Raw genomic sequence first — 18,352 nt, 5'->3', positions numbered from 1 at the left:
ACTACCTCCGCCCCCGGCATCCCGCCGGAGGGCGGAGCCATGCCCAAGGATCCACTCGTGAAAAAAAGAAGGCTGAACGACCTCTCTTCCGCCGACGACCTCGACGACAGCAGCTTCCAAGCGGCAGTCGAGGAAGTCGCGCGCCCTCGCCGCTCCGGGCCTCAGATGCCCAAGTTGCAGCGCTTCGCGGACTACGTCGCTGCTTGCGCGCTGGTCCGCGCGCTGCGGCCTTTCCACGGCTGGCACGAAGATGGTACCCCGATTGTCGTCGCCGTCGTGATCCCGGCCGGCTGGCGCTCGTACTTCAAAGCGGCGCTTCAAGGGTTCCTGCGACCGACCTTCGCGAGCCAAGGCGACATCTTCTTCCTCGACTCTAAGGACCGCGCCCGCATCCGCGACGAGAGCTTCAGGCAGGCCCTGAAGCGGACGCGCCTGATCGTCGTCACCGAAGACGCTTCCCTCCTTCCCGCCGACTTCGAAATCGCCGCAGATGGCGTGGTCACCGTCGACGGTGTCGATCCCCGGCACGTACACGCGGCAGCGCATCGCAACCTCGGAGCCAGGCTCACCGAGGCTCAGGCGCGGAAGGCTGCTGCCGCGCCGGTTGAACGGCTGGTGGCTTTCCGGAAAGGCCGCCGCGTGACCGAGTCCTTCAGGCGGCTGGAGATGCCGGTCGCCGAGGAAGAGGCTCCCGCGGAGAGGCCCGCCGCTCCCCTGCCGACGCTCGATGACCTGCATGGACTCGGCGAGGCGGGAACGTGGGGACGCGAGCTGGCGATCGACCTCGCCGACTGGCAGGCGGGCCGGATTGGCTGGGCGGACGTTGATCGCGGCATCCTGCTGTCGGGTCCTCCCGGTACCGGGAAGACCACGTTCGCGGGAGCCCTTGCGCGGACCTGCGGGGTGCATCTCGTCGTCGGCTCCATCGGTCGGTGGCAGGCGAAAGGTCACTTGGGAGACATGCTCAAGGCCATGCGTGCAGCTTTCGACGAAGCCAACAAGCACGCGCCGAGCATCGTCTTCATTGACGAGGTCGATGCCATTGGTGACCGGGAGACGTTCGATCCGCGTGATGTCAACTACTGCAGCCAGGTCGTGGCCGCTCTTCTCGAGTGCATCGACGGGGCGGACAGCCGCGAGGGCGTGGTCGTCGTTGGCGCCTGCAACCACCCCTCGCGGCTCGATGCTGCCCTGATCCGGCCGGGCCGGCTCGACAGGCACGTGCACATCCCGCTGCCGGACGCAGAAGGCCGCGAGGGAATCCTGCGCTGGCACCTCGGCGGCGCGCTCCCGGATGCGGACCTCTCCGGCCTCGCCGGAAGGACCGAGGGCTGGTCCGGCGCTGCGCTCGAGCAGATCGTGCGCAGCGGGCGGCGCACGGCGCGGCGCGCTCGCAGGGATATGGTGCTCGACGATCTGTCCGGAGAGCTGCCGTCGATGGTGCCTATCCAGCCCGTGCTGGTCTGGCGGTCGTGCGTGCACGAAGCGGGGCATGCGGTTGTCGGAGAGGCTCTGGAGTGGCGTGTGAGGTCGGCGATGGTCGTGAGCGAAATTCCTTCCGGCGAGCGTGAATGGAAGGCAGGCGGCGTGGCTTTCGAGAACGACGATACACATTCCAGCACACGGGCTATGTATCTCGACCGGATCGTACGCGCACTTTCGGGCTCCGCAGCGGAGGAAGTGTTCTTCGGCGACCGCGCTGACGGCGCAGGCGGGACGGAAACCTCGGACCTCGCACGCGCGACAACCTACGCGTCGATTATGGAAGCTTCCGTCGGACTGGGCCAAGGACTGGCTTACCTCGGCGCTTTCGACAGCGACATCGCTCGTCTCGTGCGCGTCGACTTCAGCTTACGGCGCCGCGTCGACGAGGTGCTGGCCGCATGCCTCGAGCGTGCCCGCGGCATCGTGCAGGAGCGGCGCGAGGACGTGGAGCGGGTGGCGGAGGCGCTGCGCGCACGCGGTCGGCTTTCCGGAGACGAGGTGCGCGAGCTGCTCGATCGGCAGCCGCGTCTCCTTCTAGTGTCGCAACGAGCAGCGGAGGAAGGCGTGATCCTTGCCTCCGCTTCGGCGATACAGCCGAACTTGTCTTCGTCATCCTTCCACGATGATCTTGATGGCCGACGGATCGACCCCGAACGTCAACGCCAGGCGGCGCTTGGCCTCCACGATGGTCAGCGGAGCCTCGCCGTCCTCTTCCTCTCCCGCCTGCTCGACCGCCTCGCGCGCCTCCGGCTCCATGTGCGCGCTGCCGTCCAGCCGCTGCGTGTAGATGGCCGGGTAGTCGAGGCCCGCGCCGGCGCCGACGAGCGTGACCGGTCCGCGACCTCCTTCTCGTCCAGCGACAGCCAAATGCCGCGCCCGACGGGCAGCGTGTAGCCTGCCTCCCGGCGGGCGGCGTAGGCCCGGTCATAGAGGGCGCGCATCTCGTCCGCCGGGATCAGGTGCGCGCGGACCTCGCGAGGCGGGTGCTTGTCGTCGACGGAACCCGCGAGGACGAGGTCGACGTCGTCCAGCGTCAGCCAGCCCTGGTCGCCCTTGGTGCGTGGGAAAGCGACCCAGGCATCCTGGCTGGTCCGAATGGTCACGAGCTTGGTTTCCTGGCCCTTGAGAAGCCCGTCCGTCAGCTCCGAAGCGTACTTGCCCCCCGCCTTTCTTCCTGCTAGTCGAACCCCCGACATCCTGGGGCCGCCCGACGGCTTTATGGGGTAGTCACACCCGGCCATGCTGCCGGGCCGCGAGAGGCGGCATTTTACCCAATCAGATCACCGCGCCTTCACGGGCAACGGTCTAAAGCCGACTCCGGGACCTTGCGCGTCCCGCGAGCGTGGGGGCGCACATGGACGACGAGGGACCACCTATGGACTACGAACGGGCCTTGGCCGAGGGCAAAGCCCGCCTGGGCGAAGAGCTGCTCATGATGGAGGTCGACGACCTCATCGAGAGCCTGTCACGGCCGCATGTATTAATGGGGGTCTGGGAAGACTTCCGGCGCGGCGCGCTGCCCAAGGACCTGCACGACGAGGCGCCGCTCACACTGGAGCAGGCGCTTACGCTTCCCGAGATCGGGGGCTCTCATACGGTCAGCCCGGAACTAAGGTCCGCGTCCGAGACCGTGAAGGAGAAGACGCTGCGCGCCGCTATCGCGCGCGGCGAGCTCAGTTACGGGTGGCTCAACACCAAAAATATGTACACGACGCGCCGCTGGGTGCGCGAATGGCTGGAAAAGACATGCCGCAGAAACGCAGGGAACCACACCTCATCCTCCGCCGCGCCAGGTACAAGGCCGGCAAGCTCACGCACCGCCCAGCTTGGGTCATCAAGGACGGAGACAAGTCTCCAGTTAGCACTGGCTGCGGCGAGAGCGAGCATGAAGAAGCCAAGCTGAAGCTCCACGAGTACAACGTCCGGGAGTACCAGAAGAAAGCTCTGAACCTGAACGCGTCGGACGACAGCCCGGCCACGCCCGCACGCGAATACCCCATAGCCACCGCCCTGATGCTCTACCAGCATCACAGGGTGGCGGAACTTGCCGCCCGTCTCAGCACCAAGGGGAAGCAGCCGAAGGCGGGGGTCGACCACAAGCAGGTCGGCGAGCTGAAGCGCCGTCTGGAACACCTCCTGGACTGGTGGGGCGACAAGTACGTCTCCCAGATCAACACGGATAGGTGCCGCGCTTTCGGGAAAGAAGCCAAGAACAAGAAGGGCGAGACCATCGCCCTGACCCCTTCCTACAAGGGGCGATGCCTCGATGACCTTAAGGCAGCCGTTCGCTTTGCGATGTCCGAGAACAAGTGCGAGTCGGTCGCGCTCTACTGGGACATCCCCAAACACCCCCGCCGAAAGCGAACGACTTTCTACACCCGGGGCCACGTTGCGAAGATGGTCCTGTACGCCTGGCGGAAGAAGGGCCGATACGTCTACTCGGCTAAGAAGTCCGGCGCCGAGAAGGCGGGCGTTGTGAAGGAGACCTCCCTCCGCCCGATGAGGCACATAGCGCGCCTGATCCTCGTGGCGGCAGGAACCGGGACGCGTTCCGAACGCTGCGAGATGGCATCCTTCTATGACATTCCCGGCCACCCTTGGATCGATGTCGACAAGGGCGTGTTCTGGCGGTCATGGGACGGCGAGAACGTGGCGGGCAACAAGCGTGCCGACCCGTGCGTCCTGCACCCTACCCTCTTGCTGTGGTGCCGGAAGTGGAAGGATCAGGGCCTCCGCTTCCTTACGGAATACCGTGGAAGGCCGGTCAAGGTCTCCAGCGCCTTCTACCGCCTCGTGCGGGAGGTCCTCGGAGACGAAGCTCCCGGGCGGTCGATCCACACCTTCAGGCACTCCGCGGCGACGTGGCTACTTTCGTCCTCGAAGAAGCTCAACCCCTACGACATCGCGGGCTTCCTAGGAATGGACGTGCAGGTGCTCCTGAAAGTCTACGGAAAGTACTCGGTCGACTTCCAGGCATCTATCAGGGATGCGTTCGCGGACCGGGCGGTCGGCCGCAGCTCGGTCGCTCCGAGGCAGGCAGCCGACCCATTGGAAGCGCTCCTGCTGGAGGAGCGGCGTCGGAGCCTCTACGATCTTGCGGAAGCGTTCGATGCGCCCGCCAGCGTTACCGCCTTGATCGACGCGACCCCCGCGTCCGGCATTGACAGCCTGCGCTCTCGCATCAGGCAGGCCGGGCGATCCGGAAACTGGAAGGGTTTCGGCGACAAGCGTTCCGAGCCGGCGACGGATAATCTCGGCCATGCTAAACTGGCGAGCCTACGTTGAACCCGGCCGGTGGCGGACGCGATTACCGCCACCAACCGCCACCGTTTGCCACCGGAACAACGGGAATTAAGGGGAACGAACAGGAACGAACTCGATGAACAAAGCCCGCAACCCTGCGGTTTCTATCCCAAGGCTCATCGTTTACACCGAGGATGTCGGGAGTTCGAGTCTCTCATCGCCCACCATTCTCCAGGTGCCGCTTCCATGCCCCCTCTGCCTGCTGCGCTCCGCGCCTTTTGGCGCTCCAACCTTTACCTGCTGCGAATCGTCGGTCCGGTGATCGTAATGCTCCTCGCGATGTTTGTTGTTCTGCATGAAGTGCCGCATCACATGTACGGCAAGGACTGGCACAAGGCGCACGCGGCGCCCGTCTCAAAGTGATCGCCACTCAACGGCCGATCAGTTTTCCCAGCCAAAAAAACATTTGTTAGGTGACTTTGCGGCGAAGGTGAAACGTCGTAGAAAATCGGCCGGCAGACGGCGTTCGGTGAACGCCGTCGTGAGTTGACCCGCAGGAGGAGATGCGCGTTGGCCGAATTTGAAGACATCACCTATCAAACCGATGGCGCGGTGTGCCGCATCACGTTGGCCCGCCCTGAAAAGCTCAATGCCTACCGCGATGAAACGGCTGACGAGCTTACATCCGCGTTGCGGAAGGCGGAAGCGGACGCAAGTCTGCGTGTCGTGGTTCTGACCGGCCAAGGGCGTGCCTTCGGAGCGGGCTATGATCTCGCGACCGTCGATCCCAGCTCCACCCCTGCCCTTGAGCGCGTGCTGGAAGAACACTTCAACCCGCTGGTGCACGCGATGCGGCAGTCGCGGCTACCGATCATTTCGGTGGTGAACGGCCCTTGCGCCGGCGCAGCCGTGGGTCTCGCCCTGGCAGGCGATATCGTCCTGGCGGCCAGATCTGCCTACTTCTACGAGCCTTTCCTGAACATCGCGCTAGTTCCTGATGCCGGCAACACCATCTTCCTCACCCGCATGCTTGGCCGCGTCCGTGCCTCCGGCATGATGCTGCTCGGTGATCGGATTTCCGCCGAACAGGCCCTGGAATGGGGTCTGGTTTGGAAGGTCTTCGACGATGGAGATCTGGAAGCAGAAGCGCAAAAGGTCGCTGCCAAGCTGGCTGGACTTTCGGCGACCGGGATCGCGTCCACCAAGCGGCTGATTACCCAGGCGGCCGAAGCCGATCTCGATGCGCTTCTTGCGCTGGAACGCGACCTGCAAGGCGAGGCTGGCCGGTCGCCTGACTTCACATCCGCTGTGGCGGCCTTTTTCGCCAGCCGCAAGCGCTAGACCCACAGCAACGAAGGACCCGCCTGAGGTCCCTCAGCAAGGAACAAAGCAATGTCAGAAAACGTGGTCATCCTTTCGGGCGCCCGAACGGCCATCGGCACCTTCGGCGGCAGCCTGTCCGGCCAGGAGCCGGCGAAGCTCGGCGCGGCCGTCGCCGTCGAGGCCATGAAACGCGCGGGCGTGGAGCCGGCGGAAGTCGGACACGTCGTTTACGGCAACGTCATCCCGACCGGGCCCAAGGACGCGTATCTCGGTCGAGTCGCAGCCATCGAGGCCGGTATCCCGCAGGAAGCGCCAGCCATGACGCTGAACCGCCTGTGCGGCTCGGGTGTGCAGGCGATCATCTCCGCCGCGCAAAACATCATGCTGGGTGATGCCGACGTCGCGCTGGCCGGTGGCGCCGAAGTGATGAGCAAGTCGCCACATTACCTGCAAACCGGCCGCTTCGGCCAGAAGCTCGGCGACACCACCCTGGTTGACGGTCTCAACGGCGTTCTGACCGATCCGTTCGGCAACGGCATTATGGGCATCACCGCCGAAAACGTTGCGGAGCGCTGGCAGATCTCGCGCACGGACCAGGACAAGTTCGCCGCTGAAAGCCAGCGCCGGGCGAAGGCTGCGATCGAGGGCGGCAAGTTCAAGGAACAGATCCTGCCGATCGAAGTGAGGCAGGGGCGCAAGACCGTGCAGTTCGATACGGACGAGCATCCGAAGCCGGACACCACCGAAGAAAGCCTGGCCACGCTGAAAACCGTGTTCAAGCAGGATGGCTGCGTCACGGCCGGCAATGCATCGGGCATCAACGATGGGGCGGCCGCCGTGGTGCTGGCTTCCGAAAGCTACGCCCAGCAGAAGGGGCTGAAGCCGCTCGCTCGGATCATTGGCTATGCGCATGCCGGCGTCGAGCCTGGGGTCATGGGCATCGGTCCGGTGCCTGCGGTCAAGAATCTGCTCGAGCGCACCGGCATGAAGATCAGCGATTTCGACGTCATCGAGTCGAATGAAGCGTTCGCTTCGCAGGCGTTGGCCGTTTCCCGGGAACTCGGCCTTGATCCCGACAAGGTCAACCCGAATGGCGGAGCCATTGCCCTCGGCCATCCGGTCGGCGCCACCGGCGCGATTCTCACGGTCAAGGCGCTCTACCATCTGCGCGAAACAGGCGGCCGCTACGGGCTTATCACAATGTGCATCGGCGGCGGCCAGGGGATCGCCATGGCGATCGAGCGGCTCTGACAGAAGCCGCCCCGGCGAAACAAAGAAGGCCGGATCGATGATCCGGCCTTTTTTTCGATCAGTTCCGTGGGGGAAGCTTAGTTCACCGAGTCCTTCAGGCCCTTACCGGCCGAGAACTTCGGAACGTTGCGCGCCGGGATCTTCACTTCAGCGCCGGTCTGCGGGTTGCGGCCCGTTGTGGCTTCGCGCTTGGAAACGCTGAAATTGCCAAAGCCGACCAGACGAACGTCGCCGCCATTCTTCAGCTCGGTCGTGATCGTCGAGAAGACCGCTTCCACGGCTGCCGACGCGTCGTTGCGGGACAGCTTGGTCGCTTCTGCAACGGCAGACACGAGTTCATTCTTGTTCATCGATTTCTCCCTCTCAAATGTCTTGGATGTCGAACCAGGTTCAATGGCGCGAACTCTAGGATTGAACCGGTTTGCACCCAAGCCGGAATCGACGTCGGGGTAAAGCGTTTCCTGCTTTTCCAAGGGTTTTCGCATGAAAAAGCCGGGCGCGAGGCCCGGCTTCTTTACTGCACCCGCTGGTCAGTGCGCCAGCGCTTTGCCTGCTTCGTCCAGCACCTTGGCCGGCGGCTCCACCGGCTCCACCCACTCGATCGGGGTGGGCATGCGAACCAGCGCATGTTCGAGCACTTCACCGATCCGGCTGACCGGAACGATTTCCAGTCCGCTCTTCACGTTGTCCGGAATATCCGCCAGATCCTTTGCGTTTTCTTCCGGTATCAGCACCTTCTTGATGCCGCCGCGAAGTGCTGCAAGCAGCTTTTCCTTCAGGCCGCCGATCGGAAGCACCCTGCCCCGAAGCGTGATCTCGCCGGTCATGGCGACATCTGCCCGGATCGGAATGCCGGTCATCACCGACACGATCGCCGTGGTCATGCCAACGCCGGCCGACGGACCATCCTTCGGCGTTGCGCCTTCCGGCACGTGCACGTGGATGTCGCGCTTGTCGAAGATCGGCGGTTCGATGCCGAAGTCGATGGCACGCGAGCGGACATAAGATGCCGCCGCCGAAATCGACTCCTTCATCACATCCTTCAGGTTACCGGTCACGGTCATCTTGCCCTTGCCAGGCATCATGACTGCTTCCACCGTCAGAAGTTCACCACCAACCTCGGTCCAGGCGAGACCCGTCACCACGCCGACCTGATCATCGGTTTCCGCAATGCCGAAGCGGTAGCGCGGAACGCCGAGGTAATCAGCGAGGTTATCTTCCGTGATGCTCACGGACTTCTTCTTGGTCCGCAGGATCTCGGTGACCACCTTGCGCCCAAGCTTCATCAGCTCGCGTTCCAGGCTGCGCACGCCGGCTTCCCGGGTGTAGGTCTGGATGATCTGACGGATCGCACCATCAGTGATCGCAAACTCACTTGGCTGAAGCGCATGATCGCGGATCGCCTTTGGCAGCAGGTGCCGCTTGGCAATCTCGACCTTCTCGTCTTCCGTGTAGCCGGCGATGCGGATGACTTCCATGCGGTCCAGAAGCGGGCCAGGAATGTTCATCGTGTTTGCCGTCGTCACGAACATGACGCTCGACAGGTCGTATTCGACCTCAAGATAGTGATCCATGAAGGTCGAGTTCTGTTCCGGATCAAGCACCTCCAGCAGAGCGGACGACGGATCACCACGGAAATCCTGGCCCATCTTGTCGATTTCGTCGAGAAGGAAGAGCGGGTTGGACTTCTTGGCCTTCTTCATCGACTGAAGAACCTTGCCCGGCATGGAGCCGATATAGGTCCGGCGGTGACCACGAATCTCGGCTTCGTCGCGAACGCCGCCAAGCGCCATACGGACATATTCACGGCCGGTTGCCTTGGCGATGGAACGCGCAAGCGAGGTCTTGCCGACGCCGGGAGGTCCGACGAGGCACAGGATCGGCCCCTTCAGCTTCTTCTGTCGGCTCTGGACAGCGAGATACTCGACGATGCGCTCCTTGACCTTGTCCAAGCCGAAGTGATCGGAATCGAGCACCTCCTCGGAAAAGGCGAGATCCGTCCGAACCTTGGAGTTCTTGCCCCAGGGAATCGAAAGTAGCCAGTCGAGGTAATTGCGCACGACGGTCGCTTCCGCAGACATCGGCGACATCGTCTTGAGCTTCTTCAGCTCAGCGTCGGCCTTTTCGCGAGCTTCCTTGGAAAGCTTGGTCTTCTTGATGCGTGCTTCCAGTTCGGCAGCTTCGTCGCGGCCGTCCTCGCCTTCGCCGAGTTCCTTCTGGATCGCCTTCATTTGCTCGTTGAGGTAGTATTCGCGCTGCGTCTTCTCCATCTGCCGCTTGACGCGGGAGCGGATGCGCTTTTCTACCTGAAGCACCGAGATTTCGGCTTCCATGAAGCCCATGGCCTTCTCGAGACGCTCGCGCACGGACAGCGTACCGAGCATCTCCTGCTTCTCGGGGATCTTGATCGCGAGATGCGATGCGATCGTGTCGGCAAGCTTGGAATAATCGTCGATCTGGCTGGCGGCGCCAACCACTTCCGGCGAAATCTTCTTGTTCAGCTTGACGTAGTTTTCGAAGTCCGCGACCACGGAGCGGGCAAGGGCCTCGATTTCGACCTCTTCCTCTTCCGGTTCTTCGAGAACAACGGCTCGGGACTCGTGGAAGTCTTCGCGGTCGGTGAACTCGGTGATCTTGGCGCGCGCAGTGCCTTCAACCAGCACCTTCACCGTCCCGTCGGGAAGTTTGAGGAGTTGCAGCACATTGGCCAGCGTGCCGACATCGAAGATGGCGTCCGACGCAGGATCATCGTCGGCCGCGTTCATCTGGGTCGCAAGCAGGATCTGCTTGTCGGAGCCCATGACTTCTTCAAGCGCCTTGATGGACTTTTCACGGCCCACAAAAAGCGGCACGATCATGTGGGGGAAAACCACGATGTCGCGCAGCGGCAGCACTGCGAAAGTACCAGACCCTGAAGAGCGTGGAGCTTTGGTCATTCTCTTGCCTTTCACCTCGCCAACGCCTGATGGCCGGAAGCGAGTCTCATAATAACGGCCGCATCGAAGTCCGCCTACGGGCGATTTGCATCGGCCCGGATCACAGCACGGAAATTTTCGGGAACAGCCTCACAGGATGTTAGGTGGCTATACCCGGCGCTGGTTTCAAGCCTCCAGCGGGGTCGATCACAGCCCGTTGGACGCTTGATGCGCAAAGCCCGCCGAGCACCCAAACAGGCGGATCGGCGGGCCATTTTCTTCACGGCAAACGGATCAAGCGCTAACGCTGCCCTTTTCCTTTTCCCGCTCCGAATAGATGTAGAGCGGTCGGGCCTTGCCCTGCACCACGTCGTCCGAGATGACCACTTCCTGCACGCCTTCCAGCGCCGGCAGTTCAAACATCGTGTCGAGCAGGATCGCTTCCATGATGGAGCGGAGGCCGCGAGCACCCGTCTTGCGCTCGATGGCCCGCTTGGCGATGGCTGACAACGCACCTTCGTGGAAGGTGAGATCCACGTTCTCCATCTCGAACAAACGCTGGTACTGCTTCACAAGCGCGTTCTTCGGCTCGGTCAGGATCTGAATCAGCGCGGGCTCATCCAGATCTTCCAGGGTTGCCAGAACCGGCAAGCGGCCGACGAACTCCGGGATCAGGCCGAACTTCAGCAGATCTTCTGGTTCGACCTGGCGGAAGAGGTCGCCGGTGCGGCGATCTTCCGGCGAAGCAACCAAGGCACCGAATCCGATGGAGGTCTTTCGGCCGCGATCGGAAATGATGCGGTCGAGACCAGCAAAGGCACCGCCGCAGATGAACAGGATGTTGGCCGTGTCCACCTGCAGGAATTCCTGCTGCGGATGCTTGCGCCCGCCCTGCGGCGGAACGGAAGCGACCGTGCCTTCCATGATCTTCAGCAGCGCCTGCTGGACACCCTCGCCCGACACGTCGCGCGTGATAGAAGGATTGTCCGACTTGCGGCTGATCTTGTCGATTTCGTCGATGTAAACGATGCCACGCTGGGCGCGCTCGACGTTGTAATCGGCAGCCTGCAGCAGCTTCAGGATGATGTTCTCGACATCCTCGCCGACATAACCTGCTTCCGTCAGCGTGGTCGCATCAGCCATCGTGAACGGCACGTCGATGATGCGGGCGAGCGTCTGCGCAAGCAGCGTCTTGCCGCAGCCCGTCGGGCCGATCAGCAGGATGTTGGACTTTGCCAACTCGACGTCGTTGTTCTTCGTCGCATGGGCAAGGCGCTTGTAATGGTTATGAACCGCAACCGACAGCACCCGCTTGGCGTAAGGCTGGCCAATCACATAGTCGTCGAGAACCTTCAGGATCTCCTGCGGGGTTGGAACACCCTCGCGGGACTTCACCATCGAGGTCTTGTTCTCCTCGCGGATGATGTCCATGCACAGTTCGACGCATTCATCGCAGATGAACACGGTCGGGCCTGCTATCAGCTTGCGTACCTCATGCTGGCTCTTGCCGCAGAAGGAGCAGTAAAGCGTATTCTTCGAATCGCCGCCGGTGCCCACTTTGCTCATCAAACTAGTCCTTTCGCTCACGCCGCCCGAAAGCGGCTGCATCCATCGGTGAGTGGGTTCCCGTTATCCTGGGTTCCCGGCCAGTGGCGCACCGAACGCCTGACCGGCTGAGCAGTTCAGATTGATCTCGATGTTCCGGCAAAGATCGACCCAGATCTGAACTCCTGTAGCTCGCCCGGTGATTCCGGCGATGCAACCCCGAAGCGGAATCTCAACGCCAGAAGCTCAACATAGGCTTAACGTAGGCCCATGCATGATCCGAGGGAACAAGAAATTGTGACAGAATTGCCGCAGCCGCGCGGAAAATCGCGCGGCTGCGGTGCACCTTGATGTGAGCCGGTAATCAGCTCGCCGCGACCGCCGTCTCCATCGCCTCACGGCTGGAGATGACCTTGTCGATCAGGCCGAACTCCTTGGCCTCATCCGCCGTCAGGAAATGATCGCGATCCAGCGTGCGCTCGATCGTCTCATAATCCTTGCCGGTGTGCTTCACATACACCTCGTTCAAGCGGCGCTTGAGCTTGATGATGTCCTGGGCATGGCGCTCAATGTCGGACGCCTGGCCGGAAAAGCCGCCGGACGGCTGGTGCACCATGATACGCGCGTTGGGCGTAGCAAAGCGCATGTCCGGGTGGCCAGCGCACAACAACAGCGAGCCCATGGACGCTGCCTGGCCGACACACAACGTCGACACGGCGGGCTTGATGAACTGCATCGTGTCATAGATCGCCATGCCCGACGTCACCACGCCACCTGGCGAGTTGATGTAAAGCGCAATCTCCTTCTTCGGGTTCTCGGCTTCAAGAAACAGCAGCTGCGCGCAAACCAGCGTCGCCATGCCGTCTTCCACCGGACCGGTGATGAAGATGATGCGCTCCTTCAGGAGGCGCGAGAAAATATCATAGGCGCGCTCGCCACGGTTCGTCTGTTCGACGACCATCGGGACCAGGCTCATGGCGCGTTCAACCGGATCTCTCATGAATAGTCCCTCTTCAGGCTAGGATTCCGTCGCCAAACAGGTCGGGTCGAAGGGAATCAGATATGGAAGTGCCCGACACAAATAAGTTGTGGAGCATGGCCTCCGCAAGGGTCCGGCGCGGTTGCAAAAGACTGATGAAGGGAGACCGGCTCCCGCTTTGTTTCTTCCTCCGCGCAAATGCGGCAAAGGCTGCATGATGACAGATCCCACGGTTCCCTCCGCCTCCCCTTCGGCTCGCATCCGCGCCATCGACATCGGACGTGGCGCGGCCCTCGTGGCCATGGCGATCTACCACTTCACCTGGGACCTCGAATTCTTCGGCTACCTTTCACCAGGCCTGACTGCGTTCGGCGGTTGGCGGCTGTTTGCCCGGTGCATCGCCTCGAGCTTCCTGTTTCTTGCCGGCGTCAGCCTGGTTCTTGCCCACGCGAAGGGAGTTCGCTGGCGCCCCTTTCTCCTCCGCTTGGCTCAGGTTGCCGGGGCCGCTGCGGCGATCTCGCTTGTAACCTGGTTTGCTGTACCCGGCGGCTTCATCTTCTTCGGCATTCTCCACCAGATCGCGCTGGCAAGCCTGCTCGGCGTGCTCCTTCTGCGACTTCCCGCTTTTGTTCTGGTGCTCGCGGCCGCAGCGGTGATCGCCCTGCCATGGTTCTTCCGCAGCGACAGCTTCAACACACCCTGGCTTTGGTGGGTTGGGCTATCGTCGGAGAACCCGCACTCCAATGATTATGTGCCGCTGTTTCCGTGGTTCGGTGCCGTGCTGCTTGGCATGGCAGCGGCGAAGATCGGCCGGGCAAGCGGGCTCATGGACCGGTTGCGGACATGGTCACCGCCGAGCATTTTCTCCCCTCTGGAATGGGGCGGTCGGCACAGCCTCGCCTTTTACCTTATCCACCAGCCGGTGCTGATCAGCCTGGTCTGGCTTGCGACGCAAATTGCCCCGCCGCCGCCGCCGGACCCGGTAGCGGGCTTTCGCAATGCATGCCGCGCGCAATGCACCCCTGTGCGCGGGGCCTCGTTCTGCCAAAGCTATTGCGGCTGCGTTCTGGACCAGGTCGGGCTCCTGGAAGGGGGCATTACCGCCTTTGACCGCAGCGCCAGCGATCCTGCGATGCAAGCGCAACTCAACAAGATCGCCGGGTTCTGCACGAGCCAAACGGACCTGGAGCAATTGGAAGGAAGCGACGATGAGTGATGCCCGTAGCGCGCCGATGCGCTCGCCCCTGCCCGTTCTCGTGCTGGCCGCCGTTCTGGCTCTCAGTTTCGCTGGACATGCTTTGCTGCCGCTGCCCTGGATCGGCCGGCCCTTGGCCGATGTCCTGTTCATGCTTGGCGCAATCGCCGTGCTTTGTGGGCTGGCGCTGGTTGGCGCCACCGCACGGCAGTTCCGTCGCGAGAACACCACCATCCGCCCTGATCGCGCCGCTCAGCACCTTGTCACGGACGGCGTGTTCAAGATTTCGCGCAACCCGATCTATCTTGGCATGGCGATGCTGATGTTCGGCCTCGGCTTTCTCATTGGAAGCTTGTGGTTCTTCATTTTCGGGCTGATCGCCTGCCTGATCTTGCAGGCTGTGGCAATCAAGCCCGAGGAGCGGCATCTGGACGCTGTTTTCGGCAAGCGGTACCGCGATTACCGCAAGAAGGTGCGGCGCTGGATCTGAAGCGATTTCAGTCGCCCGGATCATTCTCAAACGTCGCATCATCCGTGCCGGTGGTGACGCGAGGGCTGGCACTGGAAACGCCGTTGTTTTCCTTGCCGTGTTGTGATTGCACAAACTGGCCGCGCGCATCGCCTTCGACGCTGCCTCGGTCCTTGCCTTGGCCGCTGGTGTGGGACGTGGAGGATGACTGCGGCTTGGCGTCCTGCGCCTGGGATGGCAGGCTTGCGCCGGCGCCTGGGGACTTGTCGTCGATCATCGCGAAATCTCCTTCTTGAGCAGCGGCCCGCCGCTGCCTTCTGAAGAAGCAACCGTCAAGCGCCCGAGCGGTTCCCGAAGGCGATCAAGCGGGGTTGCGCACCCACTGCCCGTCAATCACAGGAGCGGCCGTCCGAGCCCCAGCCTGCGGCCGGTAGCCCGCCTTGCGCTCATGCAGATGCGCTTTCAGCAGGTTGAGATTGCGCAGGTTGGCACGGAAAAAGGCGTCACCCACCCAGCCCGCCAGCGGCACGATGCTGATGCCAAAGTCGACTCCGAGATTAGTCAGCATCTTGGCAAGTGTCCGACGCGGAACGCCCAACCGATGCGCTTCCCAGATGATGTAGGCCGACAGCGACTTCGCAAACAGGACGCCGAAGCCTGGAACGACGTTCAACAGCGCATCGGCACCGACGCGCGTTCCGATCACCGGCACGCGAAAGGCGCTGTCGAGAAACACCGACAGGTGCTCCAAACGCTGCAAAACCGCCGCTTCGGTTTCCGCAGAAGCGGGTCCAGGACGCACAAAGGAACGGAAAGACGACATGGACGACAAAACCTCTCGCTCACGAGCCCGCAGGCTCAACTGCTGAGAGGGTCCGACATCGCTGTAGCTCTGAGAGCTTCAGCCAGAGGGGCCCGGACCCCGATGAACGTCATATTGGAATTGAAATGATGCTGCGCAAGATCGGGTGAGCGCTGCCCGGCGAAATCTTCAAGCGCACCAGGAGCGACGCGCACCATCCCAGCCATGCGCAAGCCCTTCGGCCACCAGCGTTGCGCCCAGCGACCGGCCGTTGCGCACCAGCACCCGAAGCGAGCGCCCATAGCGGTCCTGGTCGCGGTCTGTCTGCCGCAGCTCGAAGGGGCCGGCATTCACCAGTTCCACCAGCCGGCGCTTGGCCCGTTCGCCGAGCTGCGCCTCGCTGCGACATTGCGGCTCCGCGGTCTCGGGCGTGTTGATGTCGGCCACGCGGATCTTTTCCCCACCGATCCACAACGTGTCGCCATCCACCACGCAGTTTATCCGTCGGCCGCTGCCACATAAGGAAAACCGCTGCGAGATGAGATTGGGTCGCGAGGGTGCCGTCGCCGGCTCGGGGCGGAAATAGCCGACCAGATCAACGGTCGGCTCCGACCAGTCTTCGTGGAGCGCTAAGGCGCCCACGCACAGGGCCGCGAAAACGAGAAAGCCGAGACGGTCCGGCAGCACCGAGCGGCGTCTGCGCCGAACGCGCCGCCTGGGCTGCGCATCGCGCCCGGGCCGATGATCCCACCCTTTTGGTGTCCGCGGCCGAAAATCCACGATCCTGCCCATCGCCACCTCCCGTCAGGAAATCGTAGCTGGCAGGGGTGAACGGGCCGTTTCGCCCATTCCAAAAATGCGTCTCACTCCGCCGCTTGTGCGGCACCGAATCAGGAGACGTGCTCCTCCAGCCAAACAACTTCCCGTTGCAGGAAAAGGCGGCGAAAGTAGGTGGTCGGGCAGCGCCAGGGTGGCAGCCGCCCCATAGTCGTTTGGGCTTAGAGGTTGCGCCCGATTGCGCCACCGGCCACGGCACCGCCAACGCCGCCAACCACGGCGCCGCCCGTGCCCGCCACGGCATTGCCCACAACCGCGCCGCCGACGCCGCCAACCACGGCACCGCCTACGGTGCGTTCGCTTGTGGTGCAGCCGGCGCCAACGAGGGTGGCTCCGAGAACGGCAAGAACGGCGAGACGTTTGGTCATGGGATCTTCCTTTTTGTTGCGGGGACGTAACCGACAAAGCCTTGGGACGGTTCCCGCCACCGAGGTCACGCGTTTGTCAGCGCATGACTGCTCGACCTACTCAGCTCAATAGGCGGACAGTTCCGGCTTGATGGTTGGCTGAGCTGAAATTCTACTTTGAGTAACAAAAGGCCTTGCGGCTACAACTATCGGCACCTGGCGTACAACCAGAAAGTTTAACTATTGTGGAGCCACAATCAGGAATCAAAACGTGGTTGCCAAGCGGCAGATCTCTTCAGGCTCGAAAGCCGTTGGCGAAAGGCTGAGAAGAATGCGCAAGCGTGTCCCACACCTTACACAGGAGGCACTCGGCACCAAAGTCGGCCTAACGGCTCAGCAGATAAGCAAATACGAACGCGGAGAAAGTTCGATAAGCGTGGAACTCTTTGAGCGGATCAAGAAGATCACGGATGATCTTTCGGACGAGAACTCTAGCACACTTCGCGACTATTCCTTCGGCTTCTCCGAACGGCAGGCGCTCTATGCTTCACCCCATCCAATCAAATCCGAAACGTTGGCGATACTGCAGCAGGCGATCGATGACCTAAATCTCGGAATGGAACGTTTGCGAAAGCTCTGAGCATCAACATACTCGAGCCGGCTGACCGCATCCGGTACTGGTAAACAATCTTCCTTTAGGCCGTCGATCTGGAAGCGGATCGCTTCGCGGATTTCGCTTTCGGTCTCCTCAAGAGTCGCGCCAGTGGCATTCAATCCTGGAAGATGAGGGACATAGGCCGAGTAGTTTTCTCCGGCTTTCTCGATAATCACCGCATAGCGTTCGATACGCATAAAGACCGCTCCCTCTGACGGGTGGTGGCAACCGAGGTGCCGCCCTTGCTTGCGACTCAGATCCTCTGGATCAACCTCGTCACGGATGCAGGTCCGGCCCTCGCAATGGGCATCGATCCCTACACCGAGGACGCCATGGCAAGGCCGCCGAGGGATCCGGCGAAGCCGACGATCAACTTGCGGATGTGGCGCGGCGTCATGGCGACAGGAAGTGTGATGGCGGCGGCAACGCTGTTCACGATCGATTTCTACCTTCCGAGTGGCTTGGTGGAAGGAAGCGGAACACTGGACGAAGCTCGAACTGCAGGCTTCACCGTGCTTGTGTTTGCCCAGCTCTTCAACTGCTTCAATGCTCGCTCGGAAACGCGAAGTGCTTTCAGCCACTCCTTCGTGAACCCCTGGCTGTGGGGAGCCATAGGACTTCCCTCGTTCTGCAGGTGGCCGTTGTCTGCGTGCCCGCGCTGAACGTGGCCTTCGGGGCGGAGCCTCTCGATGGAGGTCAGTGGCTGTTCGCCTCGCCGTGGGAAGCGCGGTCCTGTGGTTCAACGAGGCGAGAAAGCGGATAACACCCCTGCCTCGAAGGGCTCGATAGGGTCAACGAGCGGCGATTCCTGGGACCCGAATCTTCGAAGGGACGTGCTACTACCGCTTTCGCCCCGGGAGCATGCACCCTGCGGATGGGCTTGTTGCCGGCTACTTGCGGTTCTTTGCCAACCAGGCCTGCATCTCGACAATCTCGCGTTCCTGCGCGGCAATGATCGCCCGCGCCAGGAGCTTCGTGTCCTCGTCAGCAGTGTGCTGGAGCGCGACCTTGGCCATGTCGATCGCGCCCTGGTGATGCGGGATCATCTTGAGGCGGAAGTCGACGTCCGGATCGCCCGTGTAGTTGACCGCCATCCCCCGCATCATCTCCATATCCGCTTCCTTGAAGGCCTTAATGGCGTCGGTGTCCCCGTCTGAGGGCATCATCGTTGCCATCATGGACTGCATCTGGTCCATGTTCATCATCATGCCGCCGCCATGGGTGCCGTGGTTCATCTGCGCCCACGCGACCGCGGCCATCGAGGCTAGCACGGCTGTTGCGGCGATCGTCTTCAACGTTTTCATGG

The 18,352-nt window shown here is 62.3% G+C and carries 19 protein-coding genes; 9 read left to right on the top strand and 10 right to left on the bottom strand.

Going from position 1 to position 18,352, the window contains the following annotated elements; genetic code table 11:
• Positions 1-39 precede the first annotated feature (39 nt).
• The 5 genes from J5Y06_RS14645 to J5Y06_RS14625 all read left to right on the top strand — a co-directional run bounded on the left by J5Y06_RS14645 (position 40) and on the right by J5Y06_RS14625 (position 7,302).
• Entirely contained in the window at positions 40-2,379 is a 2,340-nt protein-coding gene (locus tag J5Y06_RS14645) for an AAA family ATPase (RefSeq protein ID WP_209335912.1), read from the top strand.
• A gap of 852 nt (positions 2,380-3,231) precedes the next feature.
• On the top strand, positions 3,232-4,770 hold the full coding sequence (locus J5Y06_RS14640; protein ID WP_209335911.1) for a site-specific integrase: 1,539 nt from the start codon (positions 3,232-3,234) through the stop codon (positions 4,768-4,770).
• A 204-nt stretch (positions 4,771-4,974) separates the two neighbouring features.
• Positions 4,975-5,151 carry a hypothetical protein gene (locus J5Y06_RS14635; protein ID WP_209335910.1) on the top strand — a complete coding sequence of 59 codons (177 nt, stop codon included), beginning with the start codon at positions 4,975-4,977 and terminating at the stop codon, positions 5,149-5,151.
• Between the two features lie 147 nt (positions 5,152-5,298).
• Positions 5,299-6,069: an enoyl-CoA hydratase-related protein gene (locus J5Y06_RS14630; RefSeq protein ID WP_209335909.1), complete on the top strand. Its 771-nt coding sequence runs from the start codon at positions 5,299-5,301 to the stop codon at positions 6,067-6,069.
• Positions 6,070-6,120: 51 nt separating this feature from the next.
• Positions 6,121-7,302, top strand: a complete 1,182-nt coding sequence (locus J5Y06_RS14625) for an acetyl-CoA C-acyltransferase family protein (RefSeq protein WP_209335908.1) — start codon at positions 6,121-6,123, stop codon at positions 7,300-7,302.
• A gap of 77 nt (positions 7,303-7,379) precedes the next feature.
• Here the strand turns inward: J5Y06_RS14625 and J5Y06_RS14620 are convergent, their stop codons facing one another.
• The 4 genes from J5Y06_RS14620 to J5Y06_RS14605 form a co-directional block, all read right to left on the bottom strand.
• Positions 7,380-7,787, bottom strand: coding sequence for an HU family DNA-binding protein (locus J5Y06_RS14620; protein WP_465306594.1), 408 nt, complete (start codon positions 7,785-7,787; stop codon positions 7,380-7,382).
• A gap of 45 nt (positions 7,788-7,832) precedes the next feature.
• The gene (gene lon, locus J5Y06_RS14615) at positions 7,833-10,238 is read right to left on the bottom strand and encodes an endopeptidase La (RefSeq protein WP_209335906.1); all 2,406 of its coding nucleotides are present in this window, start codon (positions 10,236-10,238) and stop codon (positions 7,833-7,835) included.
• A gap of 273 nt (positions 10,239-10,511) precedes the next feature.
• Positions 10,512-11,783 (bottom strand): ATP-dependent Clp protease ATP-binding subunit ClpX, encoded by a 1,272-nt coding sequence (gene clpX / locus J5Y06_RS14610; RefSeq protein ID WP_209335905.1) that lies wholly within the window; start codon positions 11,781-11,783, stop codon positions 10,512-10,514.
• 343 nt (positions 11,784-12,126) lie between these two features.
• Positions 12,127-12,762 carry an ATP-dependent Clp protease proteolytic subunit gene (locus J5Y06_RS14605; protein WP_209335904.1) on the bottom strand — a complete coding sequence of 212 codons (636 nt, stop codon included), beginning with the start codon at positions 12,760-12,762 and terminating at the stop codon, positions 12,127-12,129.
• A 193-nt stretch (positions 12,763-12,955) separates the two neighbouring features.
• Here J5Y06_RS14605 and J5Y06_RS14600 point away from each other — a divergent pair, with 193 nt between their 5' ends.
• Together J5Y06_RS14600 and J5Y06_RS14595 are read left to right on the top strand one after the other, a co-directional pair.
• Entirely contained in the window at positions 12,956-13,957 is a 1,002-nt protein-coding gene (locus J5Y06_RS14600; RefSeq protein ID WP_342453430.1) for a heparan-alpha-glucosaminide N-acetyltransferase, read from the top strand.
• Positions 13,950-14,426, top strand: coding sequence for a methyltransferase family protein (locus J5Y06_RS14595; RefSeq protein WP_209335903.1), 477 nt, complete (start codon positions 13,950-13,952; stop codon positions 14,424-14,426). Before J5Y06_RS14600 ends, J5Y06_RS14595 begins: the two co-directional genes overlap by 8 nt.
• A gap of 7 nt (positions 14,427-14,433) precedes the next feature.
• On the opposite strand, the gene J5Y06_RS14590 is transcribed toward J5Y06_RS14595, so the two are convergent.
• The 4 genes from J5Y06_RS14590 to J5Y06_RS14575 form a co-directional block, all read right to left on the bottom strand.
• On the bottom strand, positions 14,434-14,682 hold the full coding sequence (locus tag J5Y06_RS14590; RefSeq protein WP_209335902.1) for a hypothetical protein: 249 nt from the start codon (positions 14,680-14,682) through the stop codon (positions 14,434-14,436).
• 84 nt (positions 14,683-14,766) lie between these two features.
• On the bottom strand, positions 14,767-15,228 hold the full coding sequence (locus J5Y06_RS14585) for a DUF4112 domain-containing protein (RefSeq protein ID WP_209335901.1): 462 nt from the start codon (positions 15,226-15,228) through the stop codon (positions 14,767-14,769).
• Positions 15,229-15,396: 168 nt separating this feature from the next.
• Entirely contained in the window at positions 15,397-15,999 is a 603-nt protein-coding gene (locus tag J5Y06_RS14580; RefSeq protein WP_209335900.1) for a thermonuclease family protein, read from the bottom strand.
• Positions 16,000-16,205: 206 nt separating this feature from the next.
• Complete coding sequence (locus J5Y06_RS14575; protein ID WP_209335899.1) at positions 16,206-16,412, bottom strand: glycine zipper 2TM domain-containing protein; 207 nt, start codon at positions 16,410-16,412, stop codon at positions 16,206-16,208.
• A gap of 250 nt (positions 16,413-16,662) precedes the next feature.
• On the opposite strand from J5Y06_RS14575, the gene J5Y06_RS23585 reads away from it, so the two are divergent.
• Positions 16,663-17,031 carry a helix-turn-helix domain-containing protein gene (locus tag J5Y06_RS23585; RefSeq protein ID WP_209335898.1) on the top strand — a complete coding sequence of 123 codons (369 nt, stop codon included), beginning with the start codon at positions 16,663-16,665 and terminating at the stop codon, positions 17,029-17,031.
• Here J5Y06_RS23585 and J5Y06_RS14565 read toward each other — a convergent pair.
• A complete protein-coding gene (locus J5Y06_RS14565; RefSeq protein ID WP_209335897.1) occupies positions 16,932-17,243 on the bottom strand; it encodes a type II toxin-antitoxin system HicB family antitoxin in 312 nt (103 codons plus the stop codon). The genes J5Y06_RS23585 and J5Y06_RS14565 overlap by 100 nt on opposite strands.
• 45 nt (positions 17,244-17,288) lie before the next feature.
• On the opposite strand from J5Y06_RS14565, the gene J5Y06_RS14560 reads away from it, so the two are divergent.
• Positions 17,289-17,708, top strand: a complete 420-nt coding sequence (locus J5Y06_RS14560; RefSeq protein ID WP_245247861.1) for a cation transporting ATPase C-terminal domain-containing protein — start codon at positions 17,289-17,291, stop codon at positions 17,706-17,708.
• A 228-nt stretch (positions 17,709-17,936) separates the two neighbouring features.
• On the opposite strand, the gene copM is transcribed toward J5Y06_RS14560, so the two are convergent.
• Positions 17,937-18,350, bottom strand: coding sequence for a CopM family metallochaperone (gene copM / locus J5Y06_RS14555; RefSeq protein ID WP_209335896.1), 414 nt, complete (start codon positions 18,348-18,350; stop codon positions 17,937-17,939).
• Positions 18,351-18,352 lie beyond the last annotated feature (2 nt).

It is taken from the genome of Tianweitania sediminis, assembly GCF_017813335.1.
Classification (GTDB): domain Bacteria; phylum Pseudomonadota; class Alphaproteobacteria; order Rhizobiales; family Rhizobiaceae; genus Tianweitania; species Tianweitania sediminis.
Note: the sequence above shows the minus strand (reverse complement) of the source record. Positions and strands in the feature narration are given on the sequence as shown.